This window comes from Vagococcus sp. JNUCC 83, from assembly GCF_053667615.1.
Window position 1 is genome coordinate 637,442 of record NZ_CM132204.1, and the last position, 15,979, is coordinate 653,420.

The following is a 15,979-nucleotide window of genomic DNA, read 5'->3' on the forward strand; positions in this document are numbered from 1 at the left end:
TTGAGGAAAAAATGATTACCGATACATATCCATCTGTTTTTTTCTGCCCAATGGGAGATAATGAAATGATAACAGATACTGTTAATATTAAATATAGTAATGAAACTTTTGAAAAAGCAAAAGATTATTTTAAGGACAATGAAGAAAAATTAATAAATAAGTATAAAGTTTCATCAGTTTCTGAAGTATCATTTTGGGGAACAACAGAAGGAATGAGAAGTGTGTGGAGTGAAATGAAGACTGACGATTTGATATTTTTTACCAAAAATGGAATGGGCTTTGTTTACATGGCAAAAATATCCAATAAATTTGAGAGAGAAGAAGCTGAAATGTTGAATAAAAATTTTTGGAATAATAATAGTAATCATAAAGATTTGAGTTGGGGATTAGTTTTTACTTTGAAGGATGTTAGGCAAATAAAAATTTCAACAAATGAAATGAGTTTGATTAATGGATACGGAAAACGATATATTTATCGAGGATTATTTAAGTTAGATGAAAAACGTCTAATAAATTTTTGGGAATCTTTTCCTATTTATTATTTTTTAAATCCTGAAAAATTTGATAAATTGGAGGATAATTTATGAAAGTAATTTCAATTATTGAATTTTCTGACAAAATTGATAAATATTCTTTTGATTCTAGATACATAGTAAGTATTGAAAAAAAAGATATTGATATTTATGAAATAAGTATAAAAAAAAACGCTAGACATATAGAGAAGTTTTATGAGAATAAAATAAAGTCACTTTCGGTGTGTGTGGGAAGAAACGGAAGTGGTAAGACAAGATTATTAACAAAGTTAGTCAATTATTCAAATAAGAATTTTTACGATATGAATTTTGTTTTTATTATTGAAATAAATAAAAAATTATTTTATTGGTCTTCTATTAACTTACAGCTTGACTTTATTTGTGAAGAAGGTATAGAGATACAATATGGTAATTATGTTAATCCACTTGAGGATACAAAGATTATATTTCTTTCTAATAATTTGGAGTATAATAATTATTTTTTAATTGAAAAAGAAAATTCATTTAGTGACTTTTCAGTGACTACAATATTAGAAAATACTAATCTAGAGACTTATCGGAATAATTTAATGAGTAAACAAATGGAGTTTATTTTTAAAGATTTAGAGAAAAATTTTGATAATGGTATTGTAAAAAAATTTGAACTTGACAGCAGAATAAATTTATTTAAACCTTCAGTAGATGAAGCTTATAATGACTATTTTAAATCGAATAGTATAATATATAAAAAAATAATGGAAGAAGTTAGTAATTTAACTAAACACGATTTTAATAGTCCTAGTATTTTTTTTGATATTAATAAACAATTTGTTTGTAATTATCTTTACCAAGATAACGTGAAGAATCACCTGGTTTTTAGAGATTCTTTAGCTTCCTTTCTTGGATACAATGTTCTCAAACCAGAGAAAACGCTAGTAAAAAAAGTCACTAGGAAATCGATTGTTGATTATTTTAATAAAACATATTTCTATGATAATGAGGAAAAAGAGTTACAGTTATTAAAACAAAAACTCTTTTTAAAAAATTTAGAAAAAACATCAATTCAATTAGATAACAACTTCTTACAGTTTGATATCTCGGAATTAGTAGAATTGGAAGATGTTGAATTGACGAAGTTAAACGAAGAAAAACTAAGTGAAGATATTTTCTTTTTCTTAGAAAAAAAATGGAAAGCTATTAGTTCAGGAGAAAATTCATTATTAAGTATTTTCTCAAATATTTATGAGGGTACTAAAGACATTACTCAAAGTAACGTCTTAATTTTACTAGATGAAATTGATGTAACGTTACACCCTGAATGGCAAAGAAAATTTATGAACTCATTGTTTATGTTCCTCAATACTCATTATAGTACTTCTTTAGATTTTCAGATTATTTTAACTACTCACTCTCCTCTTATTTTGTCAGATATAAGAAATATGGATGTAAATTTTCTAAGTAAGAATGACATGCTACCTAATAGTATAAACACATTCGGTGGTAATTTAAATGAGCTGATGTCTGAAAGTTTTTTTTTAGAAAATGGGTTAATGGGAGAATTTAGTTCAAATAAAATAAAAGAAATAATAAAAGAAATAAATGATGGAGTTATAACGACTAAAAGATCAAAAGAGTTGGAAGGTATAATCAACGAAATTGGAGAAGTAGTCATTCGAAAGTCTTTGAAGTATTCAATGAAGAATTTAATGGTTAAGGCAGAAAATAGACAAAGTAAGCTTAACAGGTTACAAGAGGAGAAAGAGAAAATCGAGAAACAAATTCAGATATTAAAAGATAGGGACAAAAATAATGATTAATATTGTAATGCCAAAAGAAGTTGTTGACGTTCATAAAAAGTTTTTCACTAAAGAAATTAAAAAAAAATATACTGATATGATTCTGGAAATTTCATCCGAGAATAGTTTTGTTATTGATATGACAAAAATGACAAATGCTGAAGGTACTTTTTTCGAAATATTAAATGAAATGAATCAAATAATAATATCGAAAAAACTGAGTAAGAAAGATTTTAGAAGAGAAGATTTGATTAAGAAGCAAATAGAACTTCTAGAAGATACTATTATTTTAAAAAAAATGATTAGATTAAGTATTAATTTGTTAGATGAGTCAAATTATTATGAACTTTTAAAATTAGAGGAAGATTTTGGAGAGTATCTATTTAAACTTGATAAGTTATCAAGTTTAGATAATGCTTTGTTTTGTGAAATAACAAGTTATAGGATTTATAGAGCAGAATTAAATAAGAATTTAAAAAAGAAAAAAGGAAAAGATAATCTCAAAAAGAAATTTTCAATATTTAAATTTTTACCTACATTTGAAAAAGTATTTTTAGATTTATATAAAGAAAGGTTTACACGAGAAATTAGGTATACGAAATTTCAGGAGATTGAAAATACATTTCATGATTTGAAGGACATTTCTATACTGTTCAAAGATAAAAAATTTGAAAAAACCGTTTTGAAATATTGGAATGTTTATCTCTATACTCTCTTTTTAGATACGATTGTATGTCCTTATTGTAATTCTCAATTTATTTATACCTATTTTAAAGAAAAAGGGGAAAAAAAGGGGAAAGTAAGACCTCAAATTGACCATTTATTTCCTAAAAGTGTTTATCCGTTTCTATCGGTATCCATTTTTAATTTAATTCCATCATGTAGTCAATGTAACAGTTCTATTAAAGGAGATAACGAAGTAAAGTTATCAAACGTAATTAATTTATTTACAGAGTCTATACAAGATGAATACCATTTTTATATTAAATCAAAAAAAGGGGTAGATGAATTACTTGGTAAATCAAGTAATTATGAGATTAAAATTCATGTTTCTGAGTACTTTGAATATCGTGAAAGATTAATAAAATTTTTAAATTCTTTTCATTTGAATGAAAGGTATAATTATTTTAAAAATCATTTAAATGAAGAAATTTATTATAAAGTAAATCATACTAAAAGTATGAATAGTTTTATAAATAGTTTACTGTCTGATTTAAATGATTTTGATGCAATAAATCCATCACTTATGGATTTTATGGAATTAGAAGATAAAAATAGATTACTTGGAAAATTACAACGAGATATTCTTTTTGATCAATTAGGAAATCCAGAAAACTCTGATAATATAGAATATACTGATTTTTATAGTGGATAACAAACCAAAATGACAAATTAATACTCTTCCTAGTATGTAGTCCAAGCCTAATTTAGCTAGAATATTCACTTTTTCCGTGGTAAAATGAATAAGTAAATAATAAGTTAATGAAAGATTTTTTATTAACTTTTTGTCATAGAAATGTTGATATATCAATGTCCATTAGCAGACGTTATCACAGAACAAATTCACGATGCATTAAGTGATATAGATGAAATCAAAAAATTAGAAGTAAAATTAGTTTGGTATCCTGCGTGGACGACTGATCGTATGAGTAGATATGCCAGAATTTCTTTAGGGATAAGATAAGACTGGTGTGACAGTGTTTTAACAGATTTTTATCAGTAATCTAAACAGTATAGAATAGAATATTTTAACAGTTACTCAGGTATCTCAGCCACTTTCTGAATTACAGATAGTTAGGTGGGTACTCAGAGGCAACAGTTATATTATATAGAAGAAAGACTTTCTCTACATTTATAGAATGTAGAGAAAGTCTTTTATTCTATTTAATAAAATTTATTACATCATAAAGAATCTTATAGAGAAAATACAAATATTGAAAAATTTTGATTATTAATGTTTTAGTAACAAAAGGTTTACTTGAATTCGTAGGAAATTGTAAAATATAAAAAAAGTTAATGCTTTTTATAGATATTTGACAGATAGAAACAATAAACATATTATAAAACTATGTTTAAAATTGAATAGAAGTAGTGAGGGGTTATATGCAATTATTTGAAGGTATTTTAATAATGTTATTGATGGTATTGTTATCAAATATTATCAGTCGATTTTTACCTAATATAGCTATACCACTAATACAAGTTGTACTTGGTTTTGTTATAGCTTTGCTATCTTTTGTGCATTCATTTGAGTTAGAATCAGAATTATTTATGTTAGTTTTTTTAGCACCTTTATTATTTAATGAAGGACAGATGGTGGATAAAAAAGCGTTATGGAAAGAAAAAAAAGCAGTGTTAACATTGTCGATTGTTTTAGTTTTTGTTACAGTGGGAGTTTTAGGTTATGTTATACATATTATCGTTCCCTTGGCTCCATGGGCTGCTTGTTTTGCGTTAGCAGCGGCGCTAGCACCAACAGATGCTGTAGCAGTCGGCGCGCTGGCAGAAAAAGTAAAAATTCCACACAGAATGTTGCATACACTTGAAGGGGAATCGTTAATAAATGATGCATCTGGTTTGGTTTCATTTCAATTTGCTTCAGCTGCTTTACTCACAGGTGTTTTTTCGATGGTAGATGCTGAAGTTAGTTTTGTTTTAATATCAGTTGGTGGTGTATTAGTTGGGATTGTCCTTGGATTATTTGGCTTATGGTTCATTCGTTGGATGAAGTCTCTAGGGATAGAAAATAATGTTTCCTATATATTATTTGAGTTATTACTCCCTTTTATTGTTTTCCTAACAGCTGAAACGTTAGAAGTCAACGGTATTTTAGCTGTTGTGAGTGCAGGATTAATATATTCCTGGAATTATAAAAAAATTAATCCAGAAGTTGCTCAGTTAAATATCTTGTCAAAAAATACGTGGTCTATTTTTAGCTTTAGTTTAAATGGTTTAGTGTTTGTTTTATTAGGGACTCAATTACCTGAATTAGCTACTTATGTATGGAAGAATAATCAAATAAACAACTGGACTATTCTAGGATACGTCTTAATTGTGACAACTGTATTATTAGGAATTCGTTTGATATGTGTGTTGATATGCAATAATTTTGATGGGATTAAAGGGAAGCGTGATATCAAAAAATCGTTGCTTTATACAGTATCAGGTGTTCGAGGAACAATCACTTTAGTCAGTGCGCTAAGTTTACCAACAGTATTAAGCACTGGAGAAACGTTTATTGAGCGTGAATTATTAATTAGTATAGCTGCAGGAGTTATTATTGTGACTTTATTATTAGCCAATTTTACTATGCCTTTATTAGCGGATAAAAAAGTAGATGATTCTATCGAAACGAATACAGAAATTGAAGTTCAAATTTTAAGACGTGTTACTGAACAACTGAAACGCAAACAAACAGAACAAAACTCAGTGGCTATTCGTAAAGTAATTCAAATGTATAACGAGCGTATCGTTTCTTTGGTTAATCATGAAGAATTTAGTGAAAAAAATAAAGAGTTAATGGAGCTTGTTCTTTTATGGCAATTAAAGGATACATTAAATCTTGTTGAATCAGGCAAAGTGAGTTTACAAATGGTATTTAGACGATTAGAAGTATTGGATAGACGCTTGTTTCGCTTAACTCGTAAACCAGAGTATAGTAAAAATGCATTTTATAAAAACATTATTGGAACGCATCTTAAATTTTTAGGTATGCGATTAACGAGTTTTGATCGACGAGTTGAATTAAGACGACTATTAAAAGAAAGCAATCGTGATTATGTTATTGAACAGCTCAGTCAACTAGATAGTAAACAGTTTCCGCCTGAATTAATTGATTTTTATTTAACGCGTTATGAGAAGACCGTTTCTTTAGTTGATGATAGAGGTGAAGAGACACTTGATGATTGGTTGGATTATGCTATTCAGTTAGAACGTGATTACATTCAAAGTGCTTTTGAAAACGGCAAGATGAATCGTCAAGAGCTAAACATATACAGAGAAAATCTTTCAGCAATTGAAAGCAGTGTTCAATTTATTGCTTAAAAAGAGAATCATCGATAAACAAAGTGTCTATTTAAGATACTTTGTTTTTTTATAGTTTTTATGTATTAATTAGTTTTTTAAACGTTATATTTTTATAAAAATATTATAAATGTTCAGTAGTCACATGATAAAATATAATAGAACAGTGGTTGTGAGTCATTATTTTAAGAAAGGTTGAAGAGAGATGGAAAATGATTATAGAGAATTATCAAAAACATTAAATAAACAAGTTGCTTTAAAATTAGTCCAAGATAAGTTAATTAAACAAGGAAAAAAAATTACGATTAATTGTGCTAGTTTAGAAGAAGCAGAAGACATATATATAGAATTAGTTCAAAAGCAAGCTATGAGATACATGGATGGATTTGGACAGTATAGTTATTAAGGTCACTATCATCTTACTTTGTAGAAAGTAAGATGATTTTTTACATTTATTTTACTAAATAACATATGTTTGTATTAGGGGAGTCAATTAGAATGTGCTACTATTTATTTAGAAAGAAAAATGTTAAATAGATGAGGAGTGCTAGATGATGACATGGGTATTTCTAATAATCGTTATTTTCATATTTTTGACTGTTTTTGTCTCTAATTTTACAACAACAAAAACCAAGTATGACATTATTGAAAAAAATCAAAAAAACTTAGGATATGAGTTTTGGGATTCGGGTAACTATGAGGATACTTATCTAAAAACAGATAGAGGAAAGCTTTATGTAAGGGAGTTTTTACAAGAAAACTCGAATAAATGGGCTATTTTAGTTCATGGTTACCGAAAAACTGGTAAAGAAGACATGTCGTTTTATGGATTAAATTTTTATTCTAAAATATTGATAATAAACTTATCTTGTCAAAAGAAAACTTAAATAGTATAATTGGACTATACCATTATTGGAGGGATAGATATGAAAATCATTAAAGTTCAAAATCAAATTGAAGGAGCAGAGGCTGCATTTAATTTGATTAAAGAAGGCATGGATAAGGGAATAAATACTTTGGGTCTAGCAACAGGTAGTACACCTGAAACACTATATGAAAAAATGATAGAAAGTGATCTTGATTTTAGTCAATTAACTTCAGTTAATTTAGATGAATACGTTGGTTTGAGCCCTGAAGACCCACAAAGTTATCACTATTTTATGAAGGAACATTTATTTAGTAAAAAGCCATTTAAAGAATCATTCTTACCAAATGGATTAGCCAAAAATGCTAAAGAAGAATGCGAACGTTATGATGCTATCCTCGATACACATCCAATTGATATTCAAATTTTAGGAATTGGTGAAAATGGACATATAGGATTTAATGAACCTGGTTCTTCATTTGACGGAAAAACAAGCGAAGTGAATTTAACAGAATCAACAATAGAAGCTAATAGTCGTAACTTTGCCAACATATCTGATGTACCAACTAAAGCTTATTCGATGGGGATTGGTTCAATTATGCAAGCAAATAAAATTATTTTACTAGCATATGGGCCAAAAAAAGCTGAAGCAATCAAAAAAACAGTTAGTGGGCCCATATCAGAGCTAGTTCCTGCATCTGCTTTGCAAGTTCACCCAGATGTGACTATTATTGTTGATGAAGAAGCAGCAAGTAAACTATAAAGGAAGATCTGTTTTTTTAAAGGAGAAAATTCTTTAAAAAAATAGGTTTTTTTTATAAAAATAGTTTATAATATGATTTAGTCAAAATAATAAAGGAGAATCAATATGAACGACTCTCAAATAATTTATGATTTTATTAGTCTAGCCATTGAATCAGGTGGATGGATGCGTTTGGATCGTGCATTTTTACAGAATAAATTAGCTGACATGGTTGGCTGTGGTGAAACCATCGACTATAAAAATCAAGTTTCTAACCTAACAGCTGAGGAATTGTGTCAAGAATTAGTTAAAATTGCAAAAAAAAATAAACCATCTGTTTATCAAACAAATGAGGACATGGATAGGTTGGCGCAAAGTATACTCGATTTACTAACGCCACCACCATCAGTAGTGAATGCTATGTTTGCCAAAAAATTTGAATCTTCGCCAACAGATGCAACCAATTATTTATATTGGTTAAATCAAATAAATGGTTACCTTTCAGGTGGCAAACAAGAAATTGGAACTGAAGATAGTCTATGCCCACTATGTTTTAAAAATGAGGGTGCGTATGTTTCTAATTCGGCATTTTTGAAAAAGACCAGACGATTTATTCGTTTAAATTTGGATAATACTAGTTGGGGCTATCAACTAAATCCAATGGAAAAAAATAAGGAAGTCGGATTATTTTTTGCAGAAGAACATACTTATTTATTTATGAATAGTTATTTAATAAATAAAATGATCGCCATAGTTGATTTGTATACACATTATGAATTGAAGTTTTCGGAATCTTATTATTTTGATGGTCACAGTTATATTTTAGGTCATAGAGTGAAAAAAGGTCGAGAAATAGAGTGCCACCAAATACTGCCATTTTTTAAAGATTCTTTTTTATCATATAATTCACTTGAAAAAAATGAGTTAGTCATTAGAACATCAAAACATAATGACTTATGGATGATACTAAGTTATGTGTTTTCATTAACTGTTAGTCTAAAAAAAGGTTTGTATACGAAAGATTTTACTTATTATTTACTAAAAACAGAAAAAGACTATCAATTAGTTGTTATACTATCAGAAGAAATTAGTCAAAAAGCAACCGATAATTGGTTGTATACAATGGAATTGTTGTCAAATGAGTTGGAGGTTAGGTATTGAATAAAGAAGAGTCTGTTATAAAAAGAGTAGGGGCGTTTATTGCTGGAATTATTATTATTTTAGCTATGTTATTAATTAATGATTTACCAACGATTGTTTTAGGATTATTTGAACCAATATTTAATAAAAAATCAAATGTAGTGAGTCTATTACTATTTGTTTGTTGGTTATTAATCTTATCAGGTATTATTTGGTTTATTTGGCGATATTATCAAAAAAAATCACATGATGTTGATACTAAGATTACTGGAAAAGACATTTGGCGAGCATTTAAAATATTTTTAGTGGGTCGATTAATTGTTATTATCGGCACAGGTTTGATGGAACAAATCTATGGTAATGCCACAAGTGCAAATGATGATGCTCTTTCTAAGTTATTTGGTCCAGAACAATCGATTTATTATATTTTGATTATGACGATAACCGTGGCAATCAAAGCACCGATACTAGAAGAGTTAATATTTAGAGGATTACCAACTACGTTATTGTTTAAAAATATGCCTTATTGGGTACCAATGATACTAACGTCACTTGCTTTTTCAGGTGTACATTTATCATCAAATATTATTTCTTTTGCGATGTATGCTTCACTTGGTGCGTTGATGTATTGGGCGTATTGCTCGAGAGGAAGAATTGTCGATTCTATGTTAGTCCATTTTTTCAATAATATTTTAGGTGCAGTTGCACTACTATTATCCTATTTATTAGGTACTCCTTTGCTATAATACGTTAAAAGAAAAAGAGCTTAGCACTCTTTTTCTTTTTTATTTGCAAATCACACAAGCATGCATGCATTTGTGCTACAATGGAACAGAAAAATAAATAAAGGATGGGTATAATTATGACAATACTAGGTATTGATACATCAAATAAATCATTAGGTGTCATACTTGGAGAAGGGGAGAAAATTATTTCTTCTTACTATAGTCAAGCGAGTAAAAACCATAGCGAAACCCTAATGCCAGCAATTGATTTTTGTATGAAAGAAAGTAAGTTAACCCCACAAACAATCGAGAAAATCTTAGTAGCCAGAGGTCCTGGCTCATATACTGGCTTAAGAATCGGTGTCACAACAGCAAAAACGTTAAGTTGGACACTTAATGTACCACTTTTTTCGATTTCGTCATTGGCTTGTTTGGCTCAAAATATACAAGAGACGAAACAATTAATTGTGCCATTTATAGATGCTAGACGTGGATTTTTATATACGGGTGCTTATGCCTATGAAAATGGTCGATTAATCAATGTGTTATCTGATAGATACATCGCTTTTGAAGAATGGTCAAAAAAATTATTAGAAATGACTAAAGACATTGTTTTTATTGGTGAAGACATTGGAAAATTAGATAAACAATTGGATGACTTTATCAGCAATCATCAAGCTACTGTGAAAATACAGCCCTCTGATCCAGCGGTTATGCTAAAATTGTCTCATTTGATGGAAAAAGTGGATGATGTGGATGCTTTTGTTCCAACATATTTGAAAAGAGTGGAAGCTGAGGAAGAATGGTTAAAGAAACAAACCAATAAAGATAGGAATGCGCAAAACTACGTTGAACGTTTAAGTTAATTTAGTAGAGGAGTGGCGTTGTGATTGAAAGTAATGTAGAGTTTCAATTGGCAAAAGTAACGGATATTATGGCGTTTCAACACGTACTAAAAGATGTTTATGACGGAGAATCACCTTGGAGTACAGCAATTCTATGGTTAGAATTAAGCAAAAAAAAATATGGTCGATATGTTAAAGCACAGATTAATCAAGTGTTAGTGGGATTTGCAGGAATACGAGTTGAATGTGATGATGCTCATATTACGAATATAGCTGTATTAAAAGACTATCAATCAAGAGGGATAGGAACATTATTATTGCATCAATTAAAAAAAGAGGCGTTAGACCTTGATTGTCATACAATGAGCTTAGAAGTACGTGCTTCAAACAAGCGAGCAATTGAAGTTTATGAGTATTTTGGTTTTCAACAAGTTGGGGTGAAAGAAGGCTACTATCGTTCTTTGAAAGAAGATGCTGTTGAGATGACTTTGACATTATAGGATGTGAAATAGATGGCTAAAATTGATTTAGTAGATGATTTATTCTGTGTGAGTAATAGTATCTTTGCACCGAGTCCGTGGACTAAAGAGCAGTTTGCTTCACAATTATGTCAAGAAAATGTGGAATTAGTTTATGAATACCAAGAGAATCTTTTAATTGGTTTTATTATCAGTCAATATATCTTTGATGAGGCAGAAATATTATTACTAGGTGTGTTACCACCTTATAAAAAACAAGGAATTGCTTCTAATTTATTACAAACATCTTGTGAAAGATTAAAAGAATATGATGTGACACGGTTATTTTTAGAAGTTAGGAGTCAAAATGTACCTGCTATATCATTTTATAACCATCACGGATTTAAAGACATAGGCATTAGAAAAGACTACTATAATAAACCAAAAGATGATGCAGTGATGATGCAGTTAGATATTTAGGATGTGAAAAAATGGAAAATAAAGAAATCTATATTTTAGCAATAGAAAGTAGCTGTGACGAAACAAGTGTTGCGGTTGTAAAAAATGGACGCGAGGTTCTGTCAAATATAGTTGCGTCTCAAATAAATAGTCACAAACGTTTTGGTGGGGTCGTACCTGAGGTGGCTAGTCGCCATCATGTAGAACAAATAACTATTTGTATGTCCCTAGCTTTAGAGGAAGCTAGTATTAGTGTTTCAGACTTATCTGCAGTTGCCGTAACTTATGGACCTGGATTAGTCGGTTCGCTACTTATAGGGATAACAGCGGCTAAAGCTTTTGCTTGGGCTAATGATTTACCATTGATTCCTGTGAACCATATGGCAGGTCATATTTATGCTGCTCAATTGGTGGAAGAGATGACATTTCCTTTAATGGCTTTATTAGTCAGTGGGGGTCATACTGAGTTAGTCTATATGAGAAGTCATGGAGACTTTGAGATAATTGGTGAAACGAGAGATGACGCTGCTGGTGAAGCATATGATAAAATCGGTCGAGTTCTAGGGTTAACATACCCAAGTGGAAAAGAAATAGATGAATTGGCTCATAAAGGCAAAGATAGCTATCATTTTCCAAGAGGAATGATTAAAGAAGACAATTATGATTTTAGTTTTAGTGGTCTTAAAAGTTCTGTGATTAATATGGTGCACAATGCTAAACAACGAGATGAAGTATTATGTGATGTTGATTTAGCGGCAAGTTTTCAACAAAGTGTTATTGATGTATTAGTTGAAAAAACACTTAGAGGTTGTGAAGAATACCAAGTTAAACAATTAATTGTTGCTGGAGGAGTCGCGGCTAACAAGGGGTTAAGAACTCAACTAGCAAAAGAACTGGAAAACACATTACCTCATGTTAAATTAACTGTTCCACCGATTAGTTTATGTGGGGATAATGCTGCGATGATAGGAGCAGCCGGATATGTTGATTATAAAAAGGGGCATGTAGCAGACTGGCATTTAAATGCGAAACCATCATTAACTTTATAAAAAGGAGTGACAGGAAACTGTTACTTCTTTTTATTGTGTTTAAAGACATAATAAAGCATTAAATTTTAGAGGTTAAACTTGAAATAAAAGATAAATAAAGGGAAAATAGATAATAGGTGAATTATATAAAGAATGAGGTAAAAGGTATGAACAATCAGCCAATCGGTTTTTTGGATTCTGGCGTAGGAGGATTAACGGTGGTCCGTGAGGCATTAAAACAGCTTCCGAATGAAACCGTATATTATATTGGGGATACTGCAAGATGCCCATATGGTCCACGTCCCATTGAACAAATTAAAAGTTTCACGTGGGATATGGTTCGTTTTTTATTAAAAAAACACGTTAAAATGATCGTTATTGCATGTAATACTGCAACAGCAGTCGCCCTTGAGGAGATAAAAGAGTCATTAGATATACCAGTGATTGGTGTTATTATTCCAGGGTCTCGAGCTGCGTTACGGGAAACGCATAATGGTCGAATTGGTATTATAGGAACAGTTGGAACAATACATAGTCAAGAGTACACCAAAGAAATCCAGCGAAAATCATTAGATGTCGATGTTATAGGGTTACCTTGTCCGAAGTTTGTTCCCATTGTTGAAAGTCACGAGTATCAATCAGATATTGCAAAAAAAGTTGTAAATGACACATTAAGTTATTTTAACAACTCAAACATTGATACGTTAGTTATGGGATGCACACATTATCCGTTGTTAAAGCCATTTATTAAAGATGCTATGGGAGAACATGTGAAATTAATTGACTCTGGAGCAGAAACGGTGACTGAGGTGAGTGTGTTGCTAGATTATTATGAGATATCAGCTCCACCATCATCAAAGAAAAAAGAACATCGTTTTTTTACCACAGGTTCTGTGCGTAATTTTGAAACGATTAGTTCTGATTGGTTGCCGATAAAAAACATAGATGTGTCGCATGTAGATATTACAAATATAGGAGACTAAAATTATGAGACATGATGGTAGAAAAAATGATGAAATGAGAAAAGTTTCTTTTGAACTTGACTATTTGGATTATCCAGAAGGGTCAGTATTCGTTACTTTTGGCAATACCAAAGTAATTGTCAATGCTACAGTAGAGGATAATGTCCCACCGTTTTTAAGAGATAGTGGCACTGGTTGGGTGAGTGCGGAATATAGTATGTTACCTCGAGCAACCCATACAAGAAATCGACGTGAAAGTAGTAAAGGAAAATTAACAGGTCGTACAATGGAAATCCAACGTTTAATAGGACGTAGTTTGCGTTCTGTCATCGACCTAGAAAAATTGGGTGAACGTTCTATTGTGGTTGATTGTGATGTTATTCAAGCAGATGGTGGCACAAGAACAGCCAGTATCACTGGTGCTTTTCTAGCGCTAAAATTAGCGACAGATTTGTTGGTTCAAAATGGAGAAATAGAAGAAAGTCCAATTTTAAGTCATTTAGCTGCGATTAGTGTAGGTTTAAATTCATATGGAGAGGTTATTACTGATTTAGATTATCCTGAAGATTCAACTGCACAAGTTGATTGTAATGTTGTGATGACGGATAAACTAGAATTAATTGAAATTCAAGGGACTGGGGAAGAAGCAACGTTTACTCGTGGTGAGTTAAATGCTTTCTTAGATGTTGCTGAAAAAAGTGTGACTGAATTAATTCGTTTGCAAAAAAATGCGTTAGCTTTACGTAACATGACGAAAAAAAATGACGAGCCGGTTGTAGAAAATCAATTATTAATTGCTACAAGAAATGAAGGAAAAGCCAAAGAATTTGTTGATTTGTTTAAAGCAAGAGGGTATAAAATAAAAACCTTGTTGGATTTCCCAGATATTGCAGATATTGAGGAAACGGGTAGAACGTTTGAAGAAAATGCTAGATTAAAAGCAGAAGGTATTGCTAAAGAATTAAATTGTTTGGTTTTAGCAGATGACTCAGGTCTTAAGGTAGACGCTTTAGGAGGTCAACCAGGTGTCTATTCTGCGAGATATGCTGGGGAAAGAAAAAGTGATGCAGCAAACAACGCTAAATTACTACACGAACTAACAGATGTGCCTATGGAAGAAAGAACCGCTCAATTTCATTGCACGTTAGTTTTAAGTGAACCTGGTAAAGAAAGTTTGGTTGTTTCGGGTGAGTTACCTGGAGTGATAGGACGTATACCAAGAGGGGACAATGGTTTTGGTTACGACCCATTATTTATTATTCCTGGAACTGATAAAACAATGGCAGAACTATCTTCTGAAGAAAAAAATAAAATTAGCCATCGTGCAAAAGCTTTAGAAGAATTAGATAAAAAAATCGATGCTTGGTTAGGAGAGAAACGTCAATGAGATACTTAGTTGTCAGTGATAATCATGGGGTAGAGTCTTATTTAGAAGACATTAGAGATAAATGGATGAATGAGGTTGATTATTTCTTTCATTGTGGAGATTCTGAGTTATCTCCAGACCATGAGATTTGGTCCACTTTTGAGGTGGTAAAAGGAAACTGTGATTACTATAGTGACTATGATACAGTGAAATTAATAGAAACAGGAGAAGATAACGTTCTATTGACTCATGGTCATTTGTTTAATGTTAACATGACAGCTGAAAAGTTACTGTATCAGGCAGAAGAGATGCAAGCTAATATTATTTTGTACGGACACACACATCAATTGTTTGCAACGATGTTAGATGACATTTTATTACTGAATCCTGGTAGTATTTCTCAGCCTCGTGGTAAGTACAGCTACTTAAAAACGTATGCGATAATTACGCATCAATCAGATGGCTATTTAGTTGAGTATTATAATGAAAAACATCTTTTACAAGATGAGTTGACTCACTTTTTTTCGATGAATTAAAATATTTATGTAGTACGGAGGAAATAATACAATGATTGGATCGACAGTAAAAAAAATGTTACTTGAAAATGAAGATGATTTTCTAATTTCATCTGATAATGTAGCCACACTTAGCGAATCAAATTCACTAGAGCACGCGTTGCTTGTGTTGACAAAAATTGGTTACTCTCGTGTTCCAGTGTTAAATAAAGAAGAACAACTTGTCGGATTGGTATCTTTATCACAAGTGGTGGATCAAATGTTTGGTATTGAAAATTTAGAGCCTGAAAATTTGGCTGACAAAAAAGTCGGGGATGTCATGGATAAAGATGTCCCATCTACTTTATTACCACTTGATTTAGAAAGAACGTTACATCTCTTAGTTAATCATAGTTTTATCTCAGTGGTGAATGAGGCAAATCAGTTTTCAGGAATTATCACAAGAAAAGAAATATTAAAAGCTGTTAATCATCTAGCACATGAATTAGAAACGGAATACGAGGTGACGGAAAAATTGATGCCGTCGAGGAGAGATTAATGGAT

Annotated in this window: 17 protein-coding genes and 1 pseudogene; all 18 read left to right on the forward strand. The window is 30.8% G+C overall.

Going from position 1 to position 15,979, the window contains the following annotated elements; all coding sequences use genetic code 11:
* The first annotated feature begins 11 nt into the window (after positions 1-11).
* Positions 12-587: a hypothetical protein gene (locus JNUCC83_RS02975; protein ID WP_454460755.1), complete on the forward strand. Its 576-nt coding sequence runs from the start codon at positions 12-14 to the stop codon at positions 585-587.
* Positions 584-2,329, forward strand: coding sequence for an AAA family ATPase (locus JNUCC83_RS02980; RefSeq protein WP_079344796.1), 1,746 nt, complete (start codon positions 584-586; stop codon positions 2,327-2,329). The genes JNUCC83_RS02975 and JNUCC83_RS02980 overlap by 4 nt, the downstream gene beginning before the upstream one ends.
* Positions 2,322-3,683 carry a hypothetical protein gene (locus JNUCC83_RS02985; RefSeq protein WP_454460756.1) on the forward strand — a complete coding sequence of 454 codons (1,362 nt, stop codon included), beginning with the start codon at positions 2,322-2,324 and terminating at the stop codon, positions 3,681-3,683. The genes JNUCC83_RS02980 and JNUCC83_RS02985 overlap by 8 nt, the downstream gene beginning before the upstream one ends.
* Before the next feature lie 156 nt (positions 3,684-3,839).
* A pseudogene (locus JNUCC83_RS02990) lies at positions 3,840-3,992 on the forward strand (metal-sulfur cluster assembly factor); the annotation flags it as partial.
* A 419-nt stretch (positions 3,993-4,411) separates the two neighbouring features.
* Positions 4,412-6,352: a cation:proton antiporter gene (locus tag JNUCC83_RS02995; protein ID WP_454460757.1), complete on the forward strand. Its 1,941-nt coding sequence runs from the start codon at positions 4,412-4,414 to the stop codon at positions 6,350-6,352.
* A 184-nt stretch (positions 6,353-6,536) separates the two neighbouring features.
* A complete protein-coding gene (locus tag JNUCC83_RS03000; protein ID WP_454460758.1) occupies positions 6,537-6,737 on the forward strand; it encodes a hypothetical protein in 201 nt (66 codons plus the stop codon).
* A 145-nt stretch (positions 6,738-6,882) separates the two neighbouring features.
* Positions 6,883-7,218 carry a hypothetical protein gene (locus JNUCC83_RS03005; protein WP_454460759.1) on the forward strand — a complete coding sequence of 112 codons (336 nt, stop codon included), beginning with the start codon at positions 6,883-6,885 and terminating at the stop codon, positions 7,216-7,218.
* 39 nt (positions 7,219-7,257) lie between these two features.
* Complete coding sequence (gene nagB, locus JNUCC83_RS03010; RefSeq protein WP_454460760.1) at positions 7,258-7,959, forward strand: glucosamine-6-phosphate deaminase; 702 nt, start codon at positions 7,258-7,260, stop codon at positions 7,957-7,959.
* Positions 7,960-8,064: 105 nt separating this feature from the next.
* Positions 8,065-9,099, forward strand: a complete 1,035-nt coding sequence (locus JNUCC83_RS03015) for a hypothetical protein (protein ID WP_454460761.1) — start codon at positions 8,065-8,067, stop codon at positions 9,097-9,099.
* A complete protein-coding gene (locus JNUCC83_RS03020; protein ID WP_454460762.1) occupies positions 9,096-9,824 on the forward strand; it encodes a CPBP family intramembrane glutamic endopeptidase in 729 nt (242 codons plus the stop codon). The genes JNUCC83_RS03015 and JNUCC83_RS03020 overlap by 4 nt, the downstream gene beginning before the upstream one ends.
* Positions 9,825-9,940: 116 nt before the next feature.
* The gene (gene tsaB, locus JNUCC83_RS03025; RefSeq protein ID WP_454460763.1) at positions 9,941-10,669 is read left to right on the forward strand and encodes a tRNA (adenosine(37)-N6)-threonylcarbamoyltransferase complex dimerization subunit type 1 TsaB; all 729 of its coding nucleotides are present in this window, start codon (positions 9,941-9,943) and stop codon (positions 10,667-10,669) included.
* A 20-nt stretch (positions 10,670-10,689) separates the two neighbouring features.
* Complete coding sequence (gene rimI, locus JNUCC83_RS03030) at positions 10,690-11,148, forward strand: ribosomal protein S18-alanine N-acetyltransferase (RefSeq protein ID WP_454460764.1); 459 nt, start codon at positions 10,690-10,692, stop codon at positions 11,146-11,148.
* Between the two features lie 12 nt (positions 11,149-11,160).
* On the forward strand, positions 11,161-11,586 hold the full coding sequence (gene rimI / locus JNUCC83_RS03035; RefSeq protein WP_454460765.1) for a ribosomal protein S18-alanine N-acetyltransferase: 426 nt from the start codon (positions 11,161-11,163) through the stop codon (positions 11,584-11,586).
* A gap of 11 nt (positions 11,587-11,597) precedes the next feature.
* Positions 11,598-12,614, forward strand: coding sequence for a tRNA (adenosine(37)-N6)-threonylcarbamoyltransferase complex transferase subunit TsaD (gene tsaD / locus JNUCC83_RS03040; protein WP_454460766.1), 1,017 nt, complete (start codon positions 11,598-11,600; stop codon positions 12,612-12,614).
* 146 nt (positions 12,615-12,760) lie between these two features.
* Positions 12,761-13,576, forward strand: coding sequence for a glutamate racemase (gene racE / locus JNUCC83_RS03045; RefSeq protein ID WP_454461315.1), 816 nt, complete (start codon positions 12,761-12,763; stop codon positions 13,574-13,576).
* A gap of 4 nt (positions 13,577-13,580) precedes the next feature.
* Positions 13,581-14,942, forward strand: a complete 1,362-nt coding sequence (gene rph / locus JNUCC83_RS03050; protein WP_454460767.1) for a ribonuclease PH — start codon at positions 13,581-13,583, stop codon at positions 14,940-14,942.
* Positions 14,939-15,457: a metallophosphoesterase gene (locus JNUCC83_RS03055; RefSeq protein ID WP_454460768.1), complete on the forward strand. Its 519-nt coding sequence runs from the start codon at positions 14,939-14,941 to the stop codon at positions 15,455-15,457. Before rph ends, JNUCC83_RS03055 begins: the two co-directional genes overlap by 4 nt.
* 31 nt (positions 15,458-15,488) lie before the next feature.
* Positions 15,489-15,974 carry a cyclic-di-AMP-binding protein CbpB gene (gene cbpB / locus JNUCC83_RS03060; RefSeq protein ID WP_454460769.1) on the forward strand — a complete coding sequence of 162 codons (486 nt, stop codon included), beginning with the start codon at positions 15,489-15,491 and terminating at the stop codon, positions 15,972-15,974.
* Positions 15,975-15,979 lie beyond the last annotated feature (5 nt).

Coding starts and splice junctions, on each gene's coding strand:
- JNUCC83_RS02975 (WP_454460755.1), top strand. CDS start 12: ATGATTACCGATACATATCCATCTGTTTTTTTCTGCCCAATGGGAGAT.
- JNUCC83_RS02980 (WP_079344796.1), top strand. CDS start 584: ATGAAAGTAATTTCAATTATTGAATTTTCTGACAAAATTGATAAATAT.
- JNUCC83_RS02985 (WP_454460756.1), top strand. CDS start 2,322: ATGATTAATATTGTAATGCCAAAAGAAGTTGTTGACGTTCATAAAAAG.
- JNUCC83_RS02995 (WP_454460757.1), top strand. CDS start 4,412: ATGCAATTATTTGAAGGTATTTTAATAATGTTATTGATGGTATTGTTA.
- JNUCC83_RS03000 (WP_454460758.1), top strand. CDS start 6,537: ATGGAAAATGATTATAGAGAATTATCAAAAACATTAAATAAACAAGTT.
- JNUCC83_RS03005 (WP_454460759.1), top strand. CDS start 6,883: ATGATGACATGGGTATTTCTAATAATCGTTATTTTCATATTTTTGACT.
- nagB (WP_454460760.1), top strand. CDS start 7,258: ATGAAAATCATTAAAGTTCAAAATCAAATTGAAGGAGCAGAGGCTGCA.
- JNUCC83_RS03015 (WP_454460761.1), top strand. CDS start 8,065: ATGAACGACTCTCAAATAATTTATGATTTTATTAGTCTAGCCATTGAA.
- tsaB (WP_454460763.1), top strand. CDS start 9,941: ATGACAATACTAGGTATTGATACATCAAATAAATCATTAGGTGTCATA.
- rimI (WP_454460765.1), top strand. CDS start 11,161: ATGGCTAAAATTGATTTAGTAGATGATTTATTCTGTGTGAGTAATAGT.
- tsaD (WP_454460766.1), top strand. CDS start 11,598: ATGGAAAATAAAGAAATCTATATTTTAGCAATAGAAAGTAGCTGTGAC.
- racE (WP_454461315.1), top strand. CDS start 12,761: ATGAACAATCAGCCAATCGGTTTTTTGGATTCTGGCGTAGGAGGATTA.
- rph (WP_454460767.1), top strand. CDS start 13,581: ATGAGACATGATGGTAGAAAAAATGATGAAATGAGAAAAGTTTCTTTT.
- JNUCC83_RS03055 (WP_454460768.1), top strand. CDS start 14,939: ATGAGATACTTAGTTGTCAGTGATAATCATGGGGTAGAGTCTTATTTA.
- cbpB (WP_454460769.1), top strand. CDS start 15,489: ATGATTGGATCGACAGTAAAAAAAATGTTACTTGAAAATGAAGATGAT.